General features: G+C 63.0%; 18 protein-coding genes. 8 read left to right on the top strand and 10 right to left on the bottom strand.

Going from position 1 to position 19,615, the window contains the following annotated elements; all coding sequences use genetic code 11:
- The 8 genes from OO25_RS18485 to OO25_RS18450 all read left to right on the top strand — a co-directional run bounded on the left by OO25_RS18485 (position 1) and on the right by OO25_RS18450 (position 8,220).
- Positions 1 to 981, top strand: a complete 981-nt coding sequence (locus OO25_RS18485) for a type II secretion system F family protein (RefSeq protein WP_040172026.1) — start codon at positions 1 to 3, stop codon at positions 979 to 981.
- Positions 982 to 984: 3 nt separating this feature from the next.
- Positions 985 to 1,587 (top strand): tetratricopeptide repeat protein, encoded by a 603-nt coding sequence (locus OO25_RS18480; protein WP_040172024.1) that lies wholly within the window; start codon positions 985 to 987, stop codon positions 1,585 to 1,587.
- Between the two features lie 40 nt (positions 1,588 to 1,627).
- The gene (locus tag OO25_RS18475) at positions 1,628 to 2,476 is read left to right on the top strand and encodes a lipopolysaccharide assembly protein LapB (protein WP_040181906.1); all 849 of its coding nucleotides are present in this window, start codon (positions 1,628 to 1,630) and stop codon (positions 2,474 to 2,476) included.
- Positions 2,477 to 2,495: 19 nt separating this feature from the next.
- Positions 2,496 to 3,002 (top strand): prepilin peptidase, encoded by a 507-nt coding sequence (locus OO25_RS18470; protein ID WP_040172019.1) that lies wholly within the window; start codon positions 2,496 to 2,498, stop codon positions 3,000 to 3,002.
- A 173-nt stretch (positions 3,003 to 3,175) separates the two neighbouring features.
- A complete protein-coding gene (locus OO25_RS18465; RefSeq protein ID WP_040181904.1) occupies positions 3,176 to 4,483 on the top strand; it encodes an ATPase in 1,308 nt (435 codons plus the stop codon).
- A 75-nt stretch (positions 4,484 to 4,558) separates the two neighbouring features.
- Positions 4,559 to 6,994 (top strand): ligase-associated DNA damage response DEXH box helicase, encoded by a 2,436-nt coding sequence (locus OO25_RS18460; RefSeq protein WP_040181901.1) that lies wholly within the window; start codon positions 4,559 to 4,561, stop codon positions 6,992 to 6,994.
- 52 nt (positions 6,995 to 7,046) lie between these two features.
- On the top strand, positions 7,047 to 7,721 hold the full coding sequence (gene pdeM / locus OO25_RS18455) for a ligase-associated DNA damage response endonuclease PdeM (RefSeq protein ID WP_040181899.1): 675 nt from the start codon (positions 7,047 to 7,049) through the stop codon (positions 7,719 to 7,721).
- Between the two features lie 85 nt (positions 7,722 to 7,806).
- A complete protein-coding gene (locus tag OO25_RS18450) occupies positions 7,807 to 8,220 on the top strand; it encodes a PaaI family thioesterase (protein WP_040181961.1) in 414 nt (137 codons plus the stop codon).
- A gap of 132 nt (positions 8,221 to 8,352) precedes the next feature.
- Here the strand turns inward: OO25_RS18450 and folD are convergent, their stop codons facing one another.
- The 10 genes from folD to OO25_RS18400 form a co-directional block, all read right to left on the bottom strand.
- Complete coding sequence (gene folD / locus OO25_RS18445; protein WP_040172009.1) at positions 8,353 to 9,255, bottom strand: bifunctional methylenetetrahydrofolate dehydrogenase/methenyltetrahydrofolate cyclohydrolase FolD; 903 nt, start codon at positions 9,253 to 9,255, stop codon at positions 8,353 to 8,355.
- 40 nt (positions 9,256 to 9,295) lie between these two features.
- Positions 9,296 to 9,601 carry a chorismate mutase gene (locus OO25_RS18440; protein ID WP_040172007.1) on the bottom strand — a complete coding sequence of 102 codons (306 nt, stop codon included), beginning with the start codon at positions 9,599 to 9,601 and terminating at the stop codon, positions 9,296 to 9,298.
- 60 nt (positions 9,602 to 9,661) lie between these two features.
- Positions 9,662 to 11,338 carry a formate--tetrahydrofolate ligase gene (locus OO25_RS18435; protein ID WP_040181896.1) on the bottom strand — a complete coding sequence of 559 codons (1,677 nt, stop codon included), beginning with the start codon at positions 11,336 to 11,338 and terminating at the stop codon, positions 9,662 to 9,664.
- Positions 11,339 to 11,605: 267 nt separating this feature from the next.
- On the bottom strand, positions 11,606 to 12,184 hold the full coding sequence (locus OO25_RS18430; RefSeq protein WP_040181894.1) for a sulfurase: 579 nt from the start codon (positions 12,182 to 12,184) through the stop codon (positions 11,606 to 11,608).
- Positions 12,185 to 12,367: 183 nt separating this feature from the next.
- The gene (gene ftsH / locus OO25_RS18425) at positions 12,368 to 14,281 is read right to left on the bottom strand and encodes an ATP-dependent zinc metalloprotease FtsH (RefSeq protein WP_040181893.1); all 1,914 of its coding nucleotides are present in this window, start codon (positions 14,279 to 14,281) and stop codon (positions 12,368 to 12,370) included.
- A 77-nt stretch (positions 14,282 to 14,358) separates the two neighbouring features.
- Complete coding sequence (gene tilS, locus OO25_RS18420; protein ID WP_255352601.1) at positions 14,359 to 15,564, bottom strand: tRNA lysidine(34) synthetase TilS; 1,206 nt, start codon at positions 15,562 to 15,564, stop codon at positions 14,359 to 14,361.
- A gap of 53 nt (positions 15,565 to 15,617) precedes the next feature.
- Positions 15,618 to 16,460 (bottom strand): tol-pal system protein YbgF, encoded by an 843-nt coding sequence (gene ybgF, locus OO25_RS18415; RefSeq protein WP_040171997.1) that lies wholly within the window; start codon positions 16,458 to 16,460, stop codon positions 15,618 to 15,620.
- Between the two features lie 6 nt (positions 16,461 to 16,466).
- Entirely contained in the window at positions 16,467 to 16,976 is a 510-nt protein-coding gene (gene pal / locus OO25_RS18410) for a peptidoglycan-associated lipoprotein Pal (protein ID WP_014879240.1), read from the bottom strand.
- A gap of 121 nt (positions 16,977 to 17,097) precedes the next feature.
- Positions 17,098 to 18,438 carry a Tol-Pal system beta propeller repeat protein TolB gene (tolB, locus tag OO25_RS18405; protein WP_040171993.1) on the bottom strand — a complete coding sequence of 447 codons (1,341 nt, stop codon included), beginning with the start codon at positions 18,436 to 18,438 and terminating at the stop codon, positions 17,098 to 17,100.
- A complete protein-coding gene (locus OO25_RS18400) occupies positions 18,435 to 19,604 on the bottom strand; it encodes an energy transducer TonB (RefSeq protein WP_040181890.1) in 1,170 nt (389 codons plus the stop codon). The genes tolB and OO25_RS18400 overlap by 4 nt, the downstream gene beginning before the upstream one ends.
- Between the last annotated feature and the right edge of the window lie 11 nt (positions 19,605 to 19,615).

Below are 19,615 nucleotides of genomic sequence, written 5' to 3'. Positions count from 1 at the left end.
ATGACATCCATGAGCGATATCAATGACCTGCTGGTGACACACCTTGGCCCCTTCGGCCCGCTTCTGGTGGTTGGGCTGATCGGCCTTTTCATGATCCTGTTGGCGATCCCGCTGCTGCTGAACCAGCCTGAGGATCCGCTGAAAAAGCTGCAGAAAAGCATGTCGGCCAGCACCCAGACCAAACCCAAGAAGGAACGCCTGCGGCAGGCCGATCGCAACGAACAGCTGCAGAAATTCGCCTCCTTTCTGGAACCACAGGACGCCGCCGAACTCTCCAAGATGGAGCTGAAGCTGCGGCAGGCCGGTTACCAGTCCAAGGATTCGGTGCGTTTCTTCCACTTTGCGCAATTCGCCCTAGGGCTGATCGGCCTCGCGTTGGGCCTGTTCTATGTCTACGTGCTGAACGCCGATATGGAGTATGACAGCCAGCAGATGGTGATCCGCATCATCGGCCCCGGTGCTGCCGCCTATATGCTGCCGAAATACTGGATCACCCGCCGCATCGAAGAGCGCAAGCAGGAGATCACCTCCGGTTTCCCCGACGCGCTCGACATGATGCTGGTCTGTGTTGAGGCCGGCCAGTCGCTGGATCAGGCCATCGTGCGTGTCGCCAAGGAACTCCATGCCTCCTACCCTGCTCTGGCGGAGGAATTCGACGTCGTCGCCCAGGAGATGAAAGCCGGCAAGGACAAAGACAAGGTCATGCGCGACATGGGCACCCGTTGCGGCGTGCAAGATGTCTCCTCCTTTGTCACCGTGATGATCCAATCGGCCACCTTCGGCACCTCGATTGCCGAGGCACTGCGGGTCTATGCCGGGGAAATGCGGGACAAACGGGTGATGCGCGCCGAAGAGGCCGCAAACAAGTTGCCAACCAAAATGACCCTTGCCACAATGACCCTCACGGTGCCGCCGCTGCTGATCATTCTGGTCGGACCTTCGGCGCAGGGCATCGCCAATCTGGGCAATATGAGCAAGTAACACATGATGACACTGGGTTGGGCCACCCCCTCCCGTCTCTGTCGACTGATCCCCGCCACCCTCGCGCTTGCGTTGGTGGCGGCGTGCATGTCACCGGGCGGCAAATCGGATCCCGACGATCCCCTTGGCGCCCCGGCCCTGCCCGGCATTGATCCGCGTGGCACATCCGAAAGCGGCCTTATTGTCGGCCACCGGCTGATGGCGGCCGCGGAATATGAGCTGGCGTTGGACGCTTTCACCCGCGCTGCACTGGAGGACGGGCTGAGCGCTGAGGTGCTCTCCGGCCTTGGCACCGCCAATCTGGGACTGGGGCGTCTTGGGCAGGCCGAAACCCATCTGCGCCGCGCGGTGGAGCGTGATCCCGACTGGCCCGCCGCCATGAACAACCTCGGCGTGGTGCTGATGGAACGGCAAAAATATCCCGAGGCCGAGCAGATCCTGCGCCGCGCCTTCGCGCTTGATCATGGCGAAAGTGACGCAATCCGCGAAAATTTCCGCCTTGCCCTCGCAAAACTTGACCAGAGCACGCATAGTGATCCGCAACAAAAAGGCTACGCATTGGTGCAACGCGGCGGGGGCAGTTACCTGATTCGCACATCCCAGTGACGCAAGGCCTAGAGGCAGAGCAGCACAGAGGACGCAAAAAATGCGCCAGCAGATTTTCGTATCCGTATGTCTGGTCGGTGGGCTTGCCCTGTCGGCCTGCGCCAAGGACGACACCGAAGCCGTGGACCGCGCCTTTCAGGAGGTGAATGTGGTCGATGAAAGCAACCTCAACGATGTGATGTTGACGGTTGCCGACCCGAATGAGGCCGTCACATATTTTCAGCGCACCGTGAAATCCGCCCCCGAGCGGATCGACCTCAACCGGGGACTGGCGCTCTCGCTGATCCGCGCCAAGCGCAACACCGAGGCCGTCACCGCCTGGAAAAAAGTCGTCTCTCTCCCCGAGGCCACCGATGAGGACCGCGTCGAACTGGCCGACGCGCTGATCCGCACCAGCAATTGGGCCGAGGCCCGCACCACGCTCGACAAGGTGCCGCCCACCCATGAGACCTTCAAACGCTACCGGTTGGAGGCGATGGTGGCCGACTCCGAGCAGAACTGGAAACGCTCCGACAGTTTTTACCAGACCGCCGTTGGCCTCACCACGCAGCCCGCCCGCGTGATGAACAACTGGGGCTACTCCAAATTGACCCGTGGCGATTATGCCGAGGCCGAGCGCCTGTTTGGCGATGCCATCCGTCAGGATCAGTCGCTGTTCACCGCCAAGAACAATCTGGTGCTGGCCCGTGGCGCACAGCGCAACTACACCCTGCCGGTGATCCCGATGGATCAGACCGAACGCGCCCAGCTGCTGCACACGCTGGCGCTGTCGGCTGTGAAACAGGGCGACGTCCAGACCGGCGAAAGCCTGCTGCGTCAGGCGATCTCGACCCACCCGCAGCATTTCGACGCTGCCGCCCGCGCACTTGCTGCGCTGGAAAACGGCTAACCACCGGAGCCTGCGCCCCATGCTGATCTCGGCCCATGTCGCCCTATGGTTCCTGCCTTTTGTCGTGCCGCTCTGCTGCGTGGTCGCACTCAATGACCTGCGCCACATGCGGATCCCCAACTGGACGGTGGATCTTCTGGCCGCAATCTTCGTCATTGTCGGCCCCTTCCTGATGAGCTGGACAGACTATGGCTGGCAGCTTTTGCATCTGCCCATCGGCATCGGCCTGGGCTTCCTGTGCTACAGCGCCGGCATGGTCGGGGCGGGTGATGCCAAATTCGCCGGTGCCGCAGCCCCCTTTGTGGTCTTTGGTGATCTCTCCGTGGTGGTGATCATCTTCTCCGCCATGTTGCTGGCCGGGTTCCTGACGCATCGGATTGCCAAATACACCCCCCTGCGCCGTCTCGCGCCGGAGTGGAAGAGCTGGGATGTTGGCAGCAAATTCCCGATGGGCCTCTGCCTTGGCGGCACCTTGGTGTTCTATCTGGTCTTGGGTAGCCAGCTGGGCCAGACCGCCCCCGTCTAGGCCCCTCCGGGTCTTCCCGCAGCTTTCCTAAAATGCGCGACATCCGCGCCGCCGCTTCGCGGAAATGCACCAGCTTTGCCCCGCTTGTGCCACAGTGCTGAATAAACTCTTGTCTGGAACACCCGCGCGCCATCCGGCGTGCCCTTGTGCAACCGAAACAGGCAGACCGCAGCATGAATATGGAAACCTCCGCCGTCATGGCGCCCCCCTCTCCGCGCGGACTGGAGCAGATGCAGCTCCCCATGGTGATGATGCGGGACATCCTGCTGAAGACGATCTTCCGCAAGACCTGCGAAAACGTCAGCGAAATCGCCGCCGCAATCTGCCTGCCGATCCCGGTGACACAGGAACTGGTGGATATTGCCCGCGAACAGAAACTGCTGGAGGCCACCGGCACGCTGAATGCGAACTCCGGCAACGAAATGGGGTATCAGCTGACCGAGGCAGGCAAGGCCCGCGCGCTGGATGCCCTCAGCCAGTCGGAATACTACGGCGCCATGCCGGTGCCGCTGGACATCTACCGCGAGCAGGTCAAACGCCAGTCGATCCGCAATATTCTGGTCACCCGTCAGCAGCTCTTGGGCGCGATGGGCCATCTGGTGCTGCCCGACAGCCTGCTGGACCATCTTGGCCCCGCCGTCAGCGCCGGCCGCTCCATCCTGATGTATGGCCCCCCCGGCAATGGGAAATCCTCCATCTCCAACGGGATCCGCGATGCCCTTGGCGACAATGTCTATGTGCCGCGCGCCATCGAATATGCCGGTCAGGTGATCACTGTCTATGACCCGATCGTACACACCGCCGTCCCCCTGCCGGAGGATGACCCCAACAGCCTGCGTCGCGCGCGCCGCTTTGACAGCCGCTATGTGATGTGTGAACGCCCCACGGTTGTCACCGGGGGTGAGCTGTCCCTGTCGATGCTGGATCTGGTCTACAACCCCACTGCGCGCACCTATCAGGCCCCGCTGCAGCTGAAATCCACCGGTGGCATCTTCATCGTCGATGACCTTGGCCGACAGGCGGAATCACCGCAGGCACTGGTCAACCGCTGGATCGTGCCGCTGGAAGAGGGCCGCGATATCCTCTCCCTGCAATCAGGCGAGAAATTCGAGGTGCCGTTTGACACGCTGGTGATCTTCTCCACCAACTTTCACCCCAATGAGATCTTCGATCAGGCCGCCCTGCGCCGGATCTTCTTCAAGATCAAAATCGACGGCCCGGATCAGGAAAACTTCCTCAAGATCTTTGCCATGGTGGCGCAGAAGAAAGGCATCCCGCTGGATGAGGCCGCGCTGGTCCACCTGCTCAAGCACAAATACCCGACCATCGACAATATCTACGCCAACTACCAACCGGTGTTCCTGATCGACCAGATGAAGGCGATCTGCGATTTCGAAGGCATCCCCTATCAGATGTCTCCCGACCTCATCGACCGCGCCTGGGCCAATATGTTCGTGAAGGACGAACACATCGTCAAATAAGCCACCCCAAAGTTTTTTGAAAAACTTTGGCCAGAACGTTTAGAAAAGTTCTGCCGACGCGCCTACATAAGTCGGATGAGCAGGCTTCCCGATGTTATCACAGATTGGTTCAGCACCCGTGGCTGGACCATCCATCCCCATCAGCAGGAGATGCTGGACCGTGCCGAGGATCCGGCCACCCTGCTGATCGCCCCCACCGGCGGCGGCAAGACCATGGCCGGCTTCCTGCCAACGCTGGCTGATCTGGCAACCGGCGACCATCAGGGGCTGCACACGCTCTATGTCTCACCGCTGAAGGCGCTGGCGGCAGATATCAAACGCAACCTGCGCACCCCGGTTGACGACATCGGCCTGCCCATCCGCATTGATGATCGCACGGGTGACACGCCCGCCAGCCGCAAGCGCAGCCAGCGCGCCGATCCCCCCCATATCCTGCTCACCACACCGGAAAGCCTCGCCCTGCTCACCTCTTACGAGGACGCGCCGCGCATGTTTGCCGGGCTGAAACGGGTGGTGCTGGATGAAATCCACGCCCTCGCCGACAGCAAACGCGGTGACCAGCTGATGCTCGCCCTGACCCGGCTGCAAGCGATCTGCCCCGACATGCGCCGGGTCGGCCTTTCCGCCACCGTCGATGATCCCGCCGCCATCGCGCAGTACCTCGCGCGCCATCCCGATCCCTGTGATATCGTGCTGGCCGATCCCGGCCCCGCCCCCGACATCCGGATGCTGCACACAGACGCGGCCCCGCCCTGGGCCGGTGGCGGTGCTGCCCATGCCATCCCCGCCGTGCTGGAGCAGATCAGGGCCCATAAGACCACGCTCATCTTCCACAACACCCGCGCCCAGGCCGAGATCTTCTTTCGCAACCTCTGGCTCGCCAATGACGACGGCCTGCCGATTGGCATCCACCACGGTTCGCTTGATCGGGTGCAACGCGACCGGGTGGAGGCGGCGATGGTCCGCGGCGATCTGCGCGCCGTGGTCTGCACCGGCTCGCTTGATCTGGGCATCGACTGGGGCGACGTGGATCTGGTGATTCAGATCGGCGCGCCCAAAAACGTCAAGCGACTGGTGCAGCGCATCGGCCGCGCCAACCACCGCTACAATGCACCGTCCAAGGCGCTACTGGTGCCCGCCAACCGGTTTGAGGTGGTGGAATGCAGCGCAGCCCTTGAGGCGGTTGAGGCTGGCACGCTGGACGGCACGCCACGCCATCCCGGCCCCCGCGACGTCCTGTGCCAACACATCCTGATCCGCGCCTGCGCCGGGCCCTTTGCTGCCGATGATCTGTTTGCTGAGGTCACCGGCGCTGGCGCCTATGCCAGCCTCACCCGTGCAGAGTTCGACGCCTGCCTCGACTTCTGCGCCACCGGCGGCTACGCGCTTCGGGTCTATGACCAATGGCAGCGGCTGCTTCAGCGCCCCGACGGGCTGTGGCAGCTGCGGGACCCCCGCGCCGCCCGCCGTATCCGCATGAATATCGGCACCATTCAGGACACCGACCTCCTGAAGGTCAGGCTCAAACGCAGCCGTGGCGGCAAACCTCTGGGGGAGATTGAAGAAGCCTTTGCCGCGACCCTCACCCCCGGAGATACCTTTCTCATTGGCGGACAGGTTGTGCGCTATGAGGGGTTGCGCGAAATGACGGTGGAGGTCAGTCGCAACGCCAGCAAAACACCCAAGGTCGCTGTGTTCTCCGGCACCAAATTTGCCACCTCAACCCAGCTCAGCACCCGCATTCTGGATATCCTGCAACGCGACAACTGGCCCGATCTGCCCCCCCACACTGCCGACTGGCTGGCGTTGCAGCGTCAGGTCTCTGAGATGCCGCGCCGGGGCCAGCTGCTGCTGGAGAGTTTTCCCTTCCGGGGCCGCGAATATCTCTGCGTCTATGGCTTTGCCGGGCGCAACGCGATGCAGACCCTGGGTCTGTTGCTGACCAAGCGCATGGAAGAGCTGTCACTCGACCCGCTGGGCTTTGTCGCCACGGATTATGCCACGCTGATCTGGGGTCTCAGCCCGGTTGACGACCCCGCCCCGCTGTTCGACCCGGACAAACTGCGCGCCGGTCTCGATGGCTGGCTGGCGGACAACGCGGTGATGAAACGCAGCTTTCGCGCGGTGGCCAATATCGCAGGGCTCATCGAACGCAACACCCCCGGCCAGCGCAAAAACGGCCGTCAGGCGACATTTTCCTCCGACATCCTCTACGACACCCTGCGCAAATATGATCCCCATCACCTGCTTCTGGACATCACACGGCAGGAGGCGCTTGGCGGTCTGGTGGACTTCGGCCGCATTGAGGAGATGCTGGCGCGCACCAAGGGCCGTATCACCCTCAACCGCCTGTCGCGGATCTCCCCCCTCGCAGCCCCCCTGTTGCTTGAGGTCGGCAAAGTCCCGGTAAAAGGCGCGGCACAGGAAAAACTACTGCAACGCGAGACCGAGGAGCTGATGCGGAGTGCCGGGCTGGCCGAGCTGACGCCGCCGCAGGAACCAGGCCTCTGACAGCGACATGCGGGACTTGCGCCCGCCCGCAAAACCGGCGATCAGACCCCTAATGACCGGCTATGATTTCTCCCTCGCAGGCGAGCGCCTCACAGCACTTGGATCCGGCGCGCTCTGGTGGCAGGCGCGCGGGCTGCTTTGCGTCGCCGATCTGCATCTGGGGAAATCCGAACGCCAGCTCAGGCGCGGTGGCACCGCCTTGCCCCCCTATGAGACCCGCGATACGCTGGACCGCCTTGCAGCGGTGATCGAGCAGACACAGCCGGAGATGGTCGTCTGTCTGGGCGACAGTTTCGACGATGATGCCGCCGCTGCCGCGCTGTCGCCGACGGATCGCACGCGTCTTGAGCAGCTGATTGCCGCCACCCGCTGGGTCTGGATCACCGGCAATCATGATCCCGCCCCGACCGGGCTGGCAGGGGCCGCAATGGACAGCCTGACCCTTGGCCCACTGCTGTTTCGCCATATCGCCGACCCGGCATTTACCAGCCAGCCCGACACAGGCGCCACCGCCGAACTCTCCGGCCACTACCACCCGAAGGCCCGCCTGCGCGGCAGCGCCCGACCGGCGTTTCTGGCCGATCACCAGCGCCTGATCCTACCCGCCTTCGGCACCTATACCGGCGGCCTTTGCACCACCCATAGCGCGCTGCGGGATCTGATGTCACCGCGCGCCCTCGCGATCCTCACCGGGCCACGCGCCCTGCCCTGCCCGATGCCGCGCTGACCCTTTTCCTAGATCTGCGCGCAGCGTCACATCCCCAACCCAATACGCGTGGTCTATGCTGGCTGCACATGTGAAAGGGACCGCCATGATCGAACAGCGCATCCGCGACAGTTTTGCCAAACAGACCATGATGCAGACGCTGGGCGCGGAAATCGCAGAGGTCGGCGAAGGCACCGTCACCCTCACCGCGCCGATCCTGCCGGGCAGTCGCCAGCAGCACGGTGTCGCCCATGCTGCCCTCAGCTTTGCCATTGGGGACAGCGCCGCAGGTTACGCCGCCCTCACCCTGATGCCCGAAGACAGCGAAGTGATGACCGCCGAGATGAAGATCAACCTTCTGGCACCGGGCGCAGGTGACATGCTGCGTGCCACAGGCGAGGTGATCAAACCCGGCCGCCGTCTGGTGATTGTCACCGCCGAGGTCCACGCGATAACCGGCGATGAGGAAAAACTGATCGCCCTTCTGCAGGGCACAATGGTGCCGGTCGCCGCGGGCTGATCCGCGGGCGGTTCCCGCCTGTCACCTTTCTAAAAAATACTCCCGCCCAATGCCCGGCAGGCGGCTTTGCCGCTGAAAGAGGAGGCATCCGACGGGAGTATCAAACGTTATCGTCGTGGTTTTACGCGGGATTTAAGCCGTCAGCCCTTCCGGCTCTGCCAGCCCATTGGCGCGGCAGCAGGCGGTCACGGTGTTGGCCAGAAGGCAGGCAATGGTCATCGGACCAACGCCGCCCGGCACCGGGGTGATCGCGCCTGCGCGCTCGGCGCAGCTGGCGTAGTCCACATCGCCCACCAGACGGGTCTTACCTTCGCCTTTTTCCGGGGCGTCGATCCGGTTGATGCCCACGTCGATCACGGTGGCGCCTTCCTTGATCCAGTCACCGGGTACCATTTCCGGGCGGCCAACGGCAGCAACCACGATATCGGCGCGGCGGACAACATCCGGCAGATCCTTGGTGCGCGAATGCGCGATGGTCACGGTGCAGCTGTCGCCCAAGAGCAGCTGCGCCATCGGCTTGCCGACAATGTTCGACCGGCCAATCACAACCGCGTCCATGCCCGACAGCGAGCCGTGATAGTCGCGCAGCATCATCAGGCAGCCCAGCGGCGTGCAGGGCACCATCGACTTCTGACCGGTGCCCAACAGGCCCACATTGGAGATGTGGAACCCGTCCACATCTTTCTCCGGCGCGATGGAGTTGATGATCAGGTCTTCGTTCAGATGGCCGGGCAGCGGCAGCTGCACCAGAATACCATGCACAGCCGGGTCCTTGTTCAGCTGATCGACCACCGCCAGCAGATCTGCCTCAGACGTATCGGCATCCAGCTTATGCTCAAAGGAGTTCATGCCCGTTTCAACGGTCTGTTTGCCCTTGGAGCGCACATAGACCTGGCTTGCGGGATCTTCCCCCACCAGAACCACCGCCAGACCGGGGGTGATGTCATGCTCTTCCTTCAGCCGGGCCACGTGGCCTGCCACTTTCTCCCGTACGGTGGCGGCAAAGGCCTTCCCGTCGATGATATTCGCTGCCATTGCTTCTGTCCTCTTGCTGCGCGCCACATGGGGCTGCGCGTTACTCCTCGCGGATCACCCGTGCCTCACGGGCAATCGACCAGTCCACCAGCTGCCGCCACAGTGCTTCGATCAGATCCGGGTCGAGCCCCGTGGCCTCTGCCGTGGTCCGGGCATTCATGACCACCTCTTCGACACGGGCCGGAATACGCGCTGGCCAGCCGTTTTCCGTCTTCAGCTCGATCGCGCGGTCGATATAGCTGGCCCGCTCTGCCAGACGCGCGATCAAGTCACGATCCAGCCGGTCGATCTGCTGCCGCAGCATGGCCATATCGGCACAGTCCTGCGGCGGGTGTCGTTCAGTCATCGCTTCAAACTCCTGCGGCCCGGGGAGGCTCCCCGGGCCGCAGATTGCCTATTTCAGGCCTTAGAACAAGCCTTCGATCTGGCCTGCGTCATTCAGGCGGATCGATTCCGACGCGGGTTTGCGCGGCAGACCCGGCATGGTCATGATCTCACCGCAGACAACCACGATGAAACCAGCCCCCGCCGACAGGCGTACTTCGCGAACCGGGACCGAATGGCCGGTGGGCGCGCCGCGCAGGTTCGGATCGGTGGAGAAGGAATACTGGGTTTTCGCCATGCAGACCGGCAGGTTGCCATAACCCGCATCTTCCCATTCTTTCAGCTGGTTGCGGATCTTCTTGTCGGCCAGAACCTCGTCGGCGCGGTAGATGCGCTTGGCGATGGTTTCGATCTTCTCAAAGAGCGGCATCTCATCGGGGTAGATCGGCGAGAAGTTGGCGGAGCCGGCATCGACGATTTCGACAACTTTCTCAGCCAGCGGTGCGGAGCCCTCGGAGCCCAGCTCCCAGTGGCGAGACAGAACCGCTTCGACACCGTGGGTGGCGCAATAGGCTTTGACCGCGTCCACTTCGGCATCGGTGTCGGTGACAAAATGGTTGATCGCAACCACAACCGGCACGCCAAAGGATTTGACGTTCTCGATGTGACGGCCAAGGTTGGCGCAGCCGGAGTTGACTGCATCGACGTTCTCAGCGCCCAGATCCGCCTTGGCCACGCCGCCGTTCATCTTCATCGCGCGCACGGTGGCAACCAGCACCACAGCCGACGGCGCGATGCCTGCCTTACGGCATTTGATGTTCATGAACTTCTCGGCACCGAGGTCCGCACCAAAGCCTGCTTCGGTGACAACATAGTCAGCCACTTTCAGCGCGGTCTTGGTTGCGATGACGGAGTTACAGCCGTGTGCGATGTTCGCAAACGGGCCACCGTGGACAAACGCCGGGTTGTTTTCCAGGGTCTGCACCAGGTTCGGCTGCATCGCGTCTTTCAGCAGCACGGTCATTGCGCCTTCTGCCTTGATGTCGCGGCAGTACACCGGGGTCTTGTCGCGGCGATAGGCCACGATGATGTCGCCCAGACGCTTTTCCAGATCCTTCAGGTCGTTGGCGAGGCACAGGATCGCCATCACTTCCGAGGCCACGGTGATGTCAAAACCGGTTTCACGCGGGAAACCGTTGGACACGCCACCCAAGGACGCCGTGATCTGGCGCAGGGCGCGGTCGTTCATGTCGACCACACGACGCCACGCAACGCGACGGATGTCGATTTCGCACTCATTGCCCCAGTAGATGTGGTTGTCGATCATCGCCGACAGCAGCGAGTGGGCAGAGGTGATCGCGTGGAAGTCACCGGTGAAGTGGAGGTTCATTTCCTCCATCGGCACCACTTGCGCGTAACCACCACCTGCGGCGCCACCCTTCATGCCGAAGTTCGGGCCGAGGCTCGCTTCGCGAATACAGATCATCGCGTTTTTGCCGATGCGGTTCAGACCGTCACCCAGACCCACGGTGGTGGTGGTCTTACCTTCACCCGCAGGGGTCGGGTTGATCGCGGTCACCAGGATCAGCTTGCCGTCTTCCTTCGACTGCACCGAGTTGATGAAGTCCTGGCTCACCTTCGCCTTGTCGTGGCCATAGGGCAGCAGATCGTCGCTGGAGATGCCGATCTTTTCACCGATTTCCTGGATCGGACGCTTCTGCGCCTCGCGGGCGATTTCGATGTCACTCTTGTAGCTCATGGCCGGGTTCCTGAATTGTGAGGTCGCGAATGTACAGGCACAGCCGTGCCGGTTTCCCGCAAGACTTAGCCCTTCTGCGACATTCGATGCGCGTGATTTCCGACATGATCAGGCATTGAAACGGCGTTCACTCACCCTAGGGCAGCCAAAGATTGCCAATTGTGTCAGGCCGACGCCTATACGCAACCGCGAGGGGGAGATTGGCCCGACTCAAAGCCGGGCCTCAGGTGTGCCTCAGCCGGACTTCAAGCGAGTCTCAGTCAAGTTTCAGGGCGCCCAGGCTGGTTGATCCGGCACAAACAGGCGCAGGGGTTCGCCCGCTTTCAGCACGCCGGGCCGCTCCACCCAGGCCATCACCCCACGCCGCCCGGTGGCCGCCGGTTTGAACTTCGGACCAAAGCCTGCGTGATCCTTCTCGATCTCCTTGGCCGGGAAAATGCAGGGCCGGTTTTCGATATCCACCGTCAGCGTCACCCCGTCTGGCCCTTGCAAGCGGCTGGAGGGCGGCAGATGGCTGAGGTCGGGAATACCGCGCAGCACCAGTGTCGCCCCAAGGTGAACCGGGTCGATCCGCTCCATCCCCATATCCGCAGCGATCAACGCCAGTTCTTCCTCCGACAGAATGCTGATCTGGCGCAGATTGCGGATTTCCGTGCCCTCGGGATGGAGGTTGCGCACCCGCACACAGGACGCCCGCAAGGCGCCCTCGTGGCGCTCCCCCGCGATCCCGTCAAAGCTCAGCGTCAACTGATCCTGCTGCTCTGATCGCAGCCCCCCGGTGGCCGCCGGAACATAGCCGATCCAGGTCACCTCTACCTGAAACTCGGTTTCGCGCATCACTGGCATGGGGCATCTCCACTGCAAAATAACCTGACAAATCAGCGTCACCATAGGCACGCGCCCGGTGTCTGACCAGCCCTGCAACAGCCCCTATGGCTCGCCGTCGGTGCATCACACCCAGCGCATCAAAAAACCCGGCCACCTGTTGGGGACCGGGTTTGGTTTTGCAGTATTCTGAACGCGTTACCGTCAGGAAGACGGCTCCGGCGCCAGGCCATCATCCGATGCAGATTTCTTCGGCTTGGCCTTCGGGATCGCGGTGACTGAGGCGCCGCCGGTGTCGGCATCGTCGCCCTCATCCTCGCCCGCCTGCGGCGGGTCGCCCTTCATCACGCGTTTGATCTCGTCACCGGTGAGGGTCTCATATTCCAAGAGCCCCTGCGCCAGCCGTTCCCATTCCTCATTCTTGTCTTTGAGGATCTGCAACGCCTGATCATAACCCTGCTGGATAAAGCGTTTCACCTCATCCTCGATCAGTTCCTTGGTGTTGGCAGAGACCGAGAAGCCAGCGGTGTTGCCGGAATAACCCTCATGCGCTTCGGCGTAGTCGATATTGCCGACCTTGTCCGACATACCCCAGCGCAGCACCATGGCCCGCGCCAGCTGGCTGGCCTGCTGGATGTCGCCCGCCGGACCGTTAGAGACATGATCCTCGCCGTATTTGATCACCTCAGCCGCCTTGCCGGCCATGGTCATTGCCAGTTTCTGCTGACATTCATCCCGGTGATAATTCAACCGATCCATTTCAGGCAGCGACACCACCATCCCCAGCGCACCACCGCGCGGAATGATCGTTGCCTTATAGACCGGATCACACAGCGGCAATTCCAAACCGACAACCGCGTGGCCCGCTTCGTGGTAGGCGGTTTTTTCCTTCTGATCCTGCGTCAGCACCATGGACCGGCGCTCCGCCCCCATCATCACCTTGTCCTTGGCCGATTCGAAATCTTCCATGGTGACAAAACGACGACCGACGCGGGCGGCCATCAGCGCGGCCTCATTCACCAGGTTGGCCAGATCCGCACCGGAGAAACCGGGGGTGCCGCGCGCGATGATGCGCAGATCCACATCCGGGCCCAGAGGCGTCTTGCGCGCATGCACGCCAAGGATTTTCTCACGGCCCTTGATGTCGGGGTTGCCGACGGTGACGTTGCGGTCAAAGCGGCCCGGACGCAGCAGCGCAGGGTCCAGCACGTCCTTACGGTTGGTCGCGGCCAGAATGATCACGCCTTCGTTGGCTTCAAAGCCATCCATCTCAACCAGCAGCTGGTTCAGCGTCTGCTCGCGCTCATCATTGCCACCGCCGTAGCCGGCACCACGATGGCGACCCACAGCGTCGATTTCATCGATGAAAACAATACAGGGCGCGTTCTTCTTCGCCTGCTCGAACATGTCGCGCACACGGGAGGCACCGACGCCGACAAACATCTCGACGAAATCCGAACCGGAGATCGTAAAGAACGGCACACCGGCCTCACCGGCAATGGCCCGCGCCAGCAGCGTCTTACCAGTCCCCGGAGGACCCACCAGCAGCGCGCCTTTGGGGATTTTGCCGCCCAGACGGGAGAATTTCTGCGGGTTGCGCAGGAATTCAACGATCTCTTCCAGCTCTTCCTTGGCCTCATCAATGCCAGCGACATCGTCAAAGGTCACGCGGCCATGTTTCTCGGTCAGCATCTTGGCCTTGGATTTGCCAAAGCCCATGGCGCCCCCTTTGCCGCCGCCCTGCATCCGGTTCATGAAATAGATCCAGACACCAATCAGCAGCAGGAAGGGCAACAGCGTCAGAAGGAACGACTGGAACCCGGACTGCTGCTGCTTTTCAGCGCGCACCGGGATGTTGTTGTCGATCAACAGCGAGGTCACCTCGGCATCGCCGGGTTTGATGGTCATGAAGTTCTGGCCGTCCGACGTGGTGTAGCGAACCTGTTCGCCATCCAGCGTCACAGTGCTGACATTGCCGTTTTCAACCGCGCTGACAAAGTCAGAAAAAGTCTTCTCTCGGCTCTGCATGGTGCTGCCGGAACCACTGAACAAGTTGAACAGCGCCAAGACGAGCACAAACAGAACAACCCAAAAGGCGATATTGCGTACGTTGCCCAAGGAAAGTCTCCCAATATGCGAGGCGCACCTGGCAGGCCGCCTTCGTTGCCTCTAAAATAGGGATACTTCACTGAGGTTCAATGCGATAAAAGAGCTGTGAAGAACTCTTCGCTGTTCTGGACCAGTTCTGCGGACCATCCGTTGCCATTTCCCGCCAATGGGGCGGCAATCAACTGATCCTGTTTCCACACCGCCGGCGTCGCCTGCAAAACCGCGCCCGGCACCTCGGCACGGCGCCAGTCAGGGCAATGCAGCAACCCCTCCGGTCCCAGCGCACGCACCTCGTGATCCGTCACCTCTCCGCCAAAAACCCGCCAGCGCTGGTCCCAGATTTTGCCCGGCAGTGCCACCTCTTCGGCGACCGGTTTATATTCGCGGCAAATCCAGGTGCGCTGCCTGCGGGTGATCATCCGGCACCCCCCAAGGGTGAAGGACCCCCCGTGGCGCACCGCGTCGCGCGCCTTGACCATCGGTTCCCGGCGTGGCGGATGCACCGCCCCGCTGACCCATTGCACCGACCGCACCAACAGCCGATGGGCGATTTCATCCGGCAGGGTGCGAAACTGGCGCTGATCGATCACAATCGCGCCATCGCGCACCTCCGCCATGTCCCGGGCAGCCAAAAACGTATACCAATCCAGCGCTTCACGGGCGGTGCCCATATTGCGCGCCACGGCGGCAAGCCGCTCCACCGTCAACCCCAGCGGTGCCAGCGCGTCCATTGCCTGACGCACCCTGACCCGTTCGAACCGGGCATCTTCATTGCTCGGATCCTCGACCCAGTGGCAATCACGGGCGCGCAGATATTCGCGCAGCTCTTCGCGTGTGACCTCCAGCAGCGGGCGCAGCAGCGTCACCCCCTCCATGGCCCGGCTGCGCGACATCGCCGACAGGCCAGAGACGCCCGACGACCGGCCCAGCCGCATCAGCAGCGTTTCGGCCTGATCATCCGCCGTATGCCCCAGCGCAACAGTGGAGATGTCATTCAACTGCGCCCAGGAGGTCAGCAGCGCATAGCGCGCAGTGCGGGCCTGTTCCTGCAGATTGCCCGCCTGCCCTGCCGTCGGGCGGTCACACCATTGCAGGATGTCATGAGCCATGCCCAGTTTGGCAGCGGCGCCCGCTACCATCTGCGCCTCCGCGCCGGAGGTCGGGCGCAACCCGTGGTCCACGGTCGCGACACAAATCTCAACACCAACATCGGCAAAACACTCATGCAGCAAATGCATGAGCGCCATCGAATCACCCCCTCCCGAAACCGCGACCCCCAACCTTGCGGGCAGGGCAGATCGGAACTGCTCCTGCACGATGGCCAGGATATCCCGGTCGGGGCGGGTCAATTGCAGGCCAGTTTGGCGCGCTCGGCCTCCGCTGCCGCGGTCTCAGCGGCGCCGGGGAACCGGCTGCCAACCTCAGCGAGGGTCACGCAAGCCTGGCTGGTCTGCCCCAGTCGCCCCAGCGCCGCCCCCAGTTCAAACAGCGCTTTTGGCGCGGTCTCGCCCGTCGCATTGCCAGAGAAGGACGCCAGATAGGCCCGTGCCGCCTCGCGGGTATCGCCCAGGCCGTCCAGCGCCTTGCCACGGTTATATTCCACCGCGGCCGCCAGAGGGCTGCCGGGATAAGCCTGTGTGAAGGCTGCAAATTTCTCTGCCGCCTCCTGATAGGCACCGCTGTCCAGCGCGGCCTTGGCGGCATCAAAATCCGCCTGTTCGCCAACCGCCAGCTCAGAGGTGGTATCAACTGCGGTGCCCGGCGTCGCGGGCAGGGCCGGTGCGCCACCTTCGGGCAAGTCCCCACCGCCAAGCGTGGTGGTCTCCCCCAGCTGCGAGATATCGCCGCCTTCCAACTCCACCAACCGGAACTCAAGATCACCAATCCGGTTGGTGCCATCCTGCACCACCCGGTCCACCCGGTACGACAGTTGTTCGGTCTGCGCGGTCAGCCGCTGCAGCTCCGCCTCAATGGCGCTGACACGGTCCAGAACGCTGTCCCCTGCGACATTGGTCTGCGGGCTGCCGGTGGTCGACATTTCCCGCTTCAGCCGCTGAATTTCAACGTGCAAAACCGTCAGCTCCTGACGGATATCAGCAAGCGTTTGGTCATCCTGTGCCCGTGCCATCAACGGCGGCATGGCCAGCACCAGCGCAAGGGCGGCAATCGCAAAAGGACGCAGTTGCATGATCGTTTACCCCGTCAGACCACCCGCCAGCACGGTGACCGCGCGACGGTTCTTGGTGTAGCAGGCCTCGTTCGAGCAGATCTCCAGCGGGCGTTCCTTGCCAAAGCTGACGACCTGCAGACGGTTGCCCGCCACCCCCTGCGACAGCAGATATTCCCGCGCGGCATTGGCGCGGCGCGCGCCGAGGGCGAGGTTATATTCCCGCGTGCCCTGCTCATCCGCGTGGCCTTCGATGGTGACCACATAATCCGGGTTCGCAGTGAGCCAGCGCGCCTGCCCCTGCAGGACGCTTTGTGCGGCGGGCGACAGCGTCGATTGGTCCACGGCAAACAACACCCGGTCGCCAACGGTTTGCTGGAAATAGGCCGGGCTGCTGGGGTCAAGCTGTCCCGCGGCGCCTGCCCCCGCTCCCGCACCGGAGCCATTGCCCCCAGCCGTGTCGTCCCAGGGATTGCCTGCACAGGCACTCAGTCCCAATGCCGCTGCCACCAGCATTGCTTTTGTCAAACCACTCATGATGTCCGCCTCGTCCCGTTTCCATATCTTGCACCAGATTTATCACAGCGCTGATGCCGCTGCCACTTTGGTCTTTGGTTCTGGCGCGCGCGCCTGGCCAGCATGGCAGGCGCGCGACACCTCAGTTCTGTAGCGGTGACCACGCCGGGTCCGACGCGCCATCCGGCGTGCGCACAGGTTTCAGATTGCGCCCTGACACATCCACCGAGTAAAGCAGCGCCCGACCGCTGGCGCCCTGGGTCTCGCGGGTGAACATGATCACCCGACCGTTGGGCGACCAGGTTGGCCCCTCATCCAGGAAGGACGCCGTCAACAGACGTTCCTCGCTGCCATCCGTGCGCATGACACCAATGTGGAACCGCCCCTTGTTCTGTTTGGTAAAGGCAATCATGTCGCCGCGCGGCGACCACACCGGCGTTCCATAGCGCCCCGCGCCAAAGCTGATCCGCCGCGCCTCACCGCCGGTGGCCGCCATCACATAAAGCTGCGGCGCGCCGGAGCGGTCGCTTTCAAAAACAATCTGACTGCCATCCGGCGAAAACGACGGGGCCGTTTCAATCGACGGCGCGCTGGTCAGGCGGGTGCGGGCGCCGGTGTCGATATTCATGGTGAAGATATCGGTATTGCCGCCCTGTGACTGCGAATAGACCACCGTGCGCCCATCCGGGGCAAAGCGCGGCGCAAAACTCATGATGCCATTGTCCGCCGACAGAACCCGGCGTTGAACGCTGCCCACATCCAGCACATGGATCTGGGGGAAGCCGCTCTCATAGCTGGTATAAAGCACCCGGTCACCGGTTGGGGAGAACCGCGGCGCCAGCACGATGGAGGCGCTGTTGGTCAGATACTGCACATTGGCGCCATCGTAATCCATGATCGCCAGCCGCTTGCGCCGGTCATTCTTCGGACCGCTTTCGGAGACAAACACCACACGGCTGTCGAAATAGCCGCTCTCGCCGGTGATGCGGCTGTAGATCACATCCGCCACCTTATGCGCCATGCGCCGCCAGCCATCGGTGGTGCCGGAGAATTGCAGCCCGGTGCCCAGTTCCTTCTCCGCAAAGACATCATAGCCCCGGAACCGCACTGTCAGACGGTTGCCATTGACGCTGAGCGCGCCGGTGATCAGCGCCTGCGCATTCACCGCCTTCCAGTCGGCATAGGACACGGCGGCGTCAAAATCGGTGACTTTGGAGATATGGGCCGAGGCCGGCACCTCGCGAAACAGGCCGGTGCCGCTCAGATCCGCTGCAATCACCCGCGAGATATCGCGCGCCAGTTCAGCCGCAGCAGGGGTTTCGGGCACAAAGCCGGGCACCGCATAGGGCAAGGGTTCGATCACCCCGTCGGTGATTTCGATCCGCAAGGGGCCATCCTGTGCCTGCGCAGGCAGAGCAGACGTCATCACCGCCGCTCCCAGCAGGGTCGCGCCCATCACGAGCGTTGCCAGATATGTCCTCATTTGATCCGCATCCTTTCGGGATTGAAGGTCATTTCGATATTACGCCATTGGGCATATTTGTCAGACGGAAGTTGGAAGCCGCGCGCACCACAGCGCAAAATCGCCCGTCGCGCCGCGCCAAAGGCCTGATTGGCCGCCGATCCTGACCCGCCGGTACTGGACAACATCCGGATGCTGCCCTCCTCAGGTCGGCCATCCTGTGTCAGTGCGACGGAGACCACAACGGTGGTGCGCAGCGCCTCCGACGAGAGCGAGCCAACGTTCCAGCATTGCTGCACCGCAACCCGCAGCGCGTCCTTCTCGCCACTGGTCAACGGCGGGCCAGAGGGTTCCGGCGCTTCCACCTCGCCGCCACCGGCGAGGGCGGCTGCCAGAGCATCCTCCACCGCATCCGCGCGGTCCGGGGTTGGATCTGTTGCGGGGTCAGCAGGTTCCGGCTCTGGCCCAGTTTCAGGCTCAGATGCGGGTTCAGGTTCGGGCTGGGCCGCTGGCGTGGGCCGATCCGGGCGCCGCCGCGGGCGCAGGGACTGCGCGGGGGCGGCGCTGGCCACCTGCTCGGTCTCGGCCTCGACTTCCTCGGTCACGATCCGGTCGTTGGCCGCCGCCTCGGCGGTGGCCTGCTGGGCCTCCTGTGCCGGCTCGGTCCCGACCTCATCGGACACTTCGGGTTGTGCCACATCAGCAATTTGGGTGTCCGGTTCCGGTGGTGCGACAGGTGTTGGCGCAACCCGGTCAACCGGGCGCAGCTGCGGGCGTTCGGTCAGCTGGGGCGTCACGCTGGTACTATCCGGCACATCCGGTGGCGATGGCGCGGCCACCGGCGGCGTCGGCTCGACCGGCTGCGGTTCGGGTCGCTCCGTCAGTTCAGGATCTGGATCAGGCACAGTCACCGGTTCGGGCTGGGTGATCTGCGGCTCTGGCGCGGGCGGGGTTGGCGGGGTCACCTCCGGCGCGGGATCCGGGTCTGGCTGGCTCAGATCCCCTGCGGTATCCGCAACCACCGGTGCCGCGCGCTGCTGGCTCAGACGCGCGAACTCCTCGGTCGAGATGATCGCGACATCCTGCACCGCCAATGGCAGGGGTTCAGACGGAAACCAGGCGCCGAACACAACCCAGCCCGCCAGCAATCCGTGGCCTGCAAGAGAGATCTTGGTTCCGGTCTGCACACCCGTGCCCC

The organism is Phaeobacter sp. S60 (assembly GCF_000826845.1).
GTDB classification, from domain to species: domain Bacteria; phylum Pseudomonadota; class Alphaproteobacteria; order Rhodobacterales; family Rhodobacteraceae; genus Phaeobacter; species Phaeobacter piscinae.
The sequence above is the reverse complement of the archived record's forward strand: the minus strand, read 5'-3'. Positions and strand labels throughout refer to the sequence as shown.

What these genes read in the sequence shown, in the direction of transcription:
- OO25_RS18485 (WP_040172026.1), top strand. Translation starts at nt 1, where the DNA reads ATGACATCCATGAGCGATATCAATGACCTGCTGGTGACACACCTTGGC.
- OO25_RS18480 (WP_040172024.1), top strand. Translation starts at nt 985, where the DNA reads ATGATGACACTGGGTTGGGCCACCCCCTCCCGTCTCTGTCGACTGATC.
- OO25_RS18475 (WP_040181906.1), top strand. Translation starts at nt 1,628, where the DNA reads ATGCGCCAGCAGATTTTCGTATCCGTATGTCTGGTCGGTGGGCTTGCC.
- OO25_RS18470 (WP_040172019.1), top strand. Translation starts at nt 2,496, where the DNA reads ATGCTGATCTCGGCCCATGTCGCCCTATGGTTCCTGCCTTTTGTCGTG.
- OO25_RS18465 (WP_040181904.1), top strand. Translation starts at nt 3,176, where the DNA reads ATGAATATGGAAACCTCCGCCGTCATGGCGCCCCCCTCTCCGCGCGGA.
- OO25_RS18460 (WP_040181901.1), top strand. Translation starts at nt 4,559, where the DNA reads ATGAGCAGGCTTCCCGATGTTATCACAGATTGGTTCAGCACCCGTGGC.
- pdeM (WP_040181899.1), top strand. Translation starts at nt 7,047, where the DNA reads ATGACCGGCTATGATTTCTCCCTCGCAGGCGAGCGCCTCACAGCACTT.
- OO25_RS18450 (WP_040181961.1), top strand. Translation starts at nt 7,807, where the DNA reads ATGATCGAACAGCGCATCCGCGACAGTTTTGCCAAACAGACCATGATG.
- folD (WP_040172009.1), bottom strand. Translation starts at nt 9,255, where the DNA reads ATGGCAGCGAATATCATCGACGGGAAGGCCTTTGCCGCCACCGTACGG.
- OO25_RS18440 (WP_040172007.1), bottom strand. Translation starts at nt 9,601, where the DNA reads ATGACTGAACGACACCCGCCGCAGGACTGTGCCGATATGGCCATGCTG.
- OO25_RS18435 (WP_040181896.1), bottom strand. Translation starts at nt 11,338, where the DNA reads ATGAGCTACAAGAGTGACATCGAAATCGCCCGCGAGGCGCAGAAGCGT.
- OO25_RS18430 (WP_040181894.1), bottom strand. Translation starts at nt 12,184, where the DNA reads ATGCCAGTGATGCGCGAAACCGAGTTTCAGGTAGAGGTGACCTGGATC.
- ybgF (WP_040171997.1), bottom strand. Translation starts at nt 16,460, where the DNA reads ATGCAACTGCGTCCTTTTGCGATTGCCGCCCTTGCGCTGGTGCTGGCC.
- pal (WP_014879240.1), bottom strand. Translation starts at nt 16,976, where the DNA reads ATGAGTGGTTTGACAAAAGCAATGCTGGTGGCAGCGGCATTGGGACTG.
- tolB (WP_040171993.1), bottom strand. Translation starts at nt 18,438, where the DNA reads ATGAGGACATATCTGGCAACGCTCGTGATGGGCGCGACCCTGCTGGGA.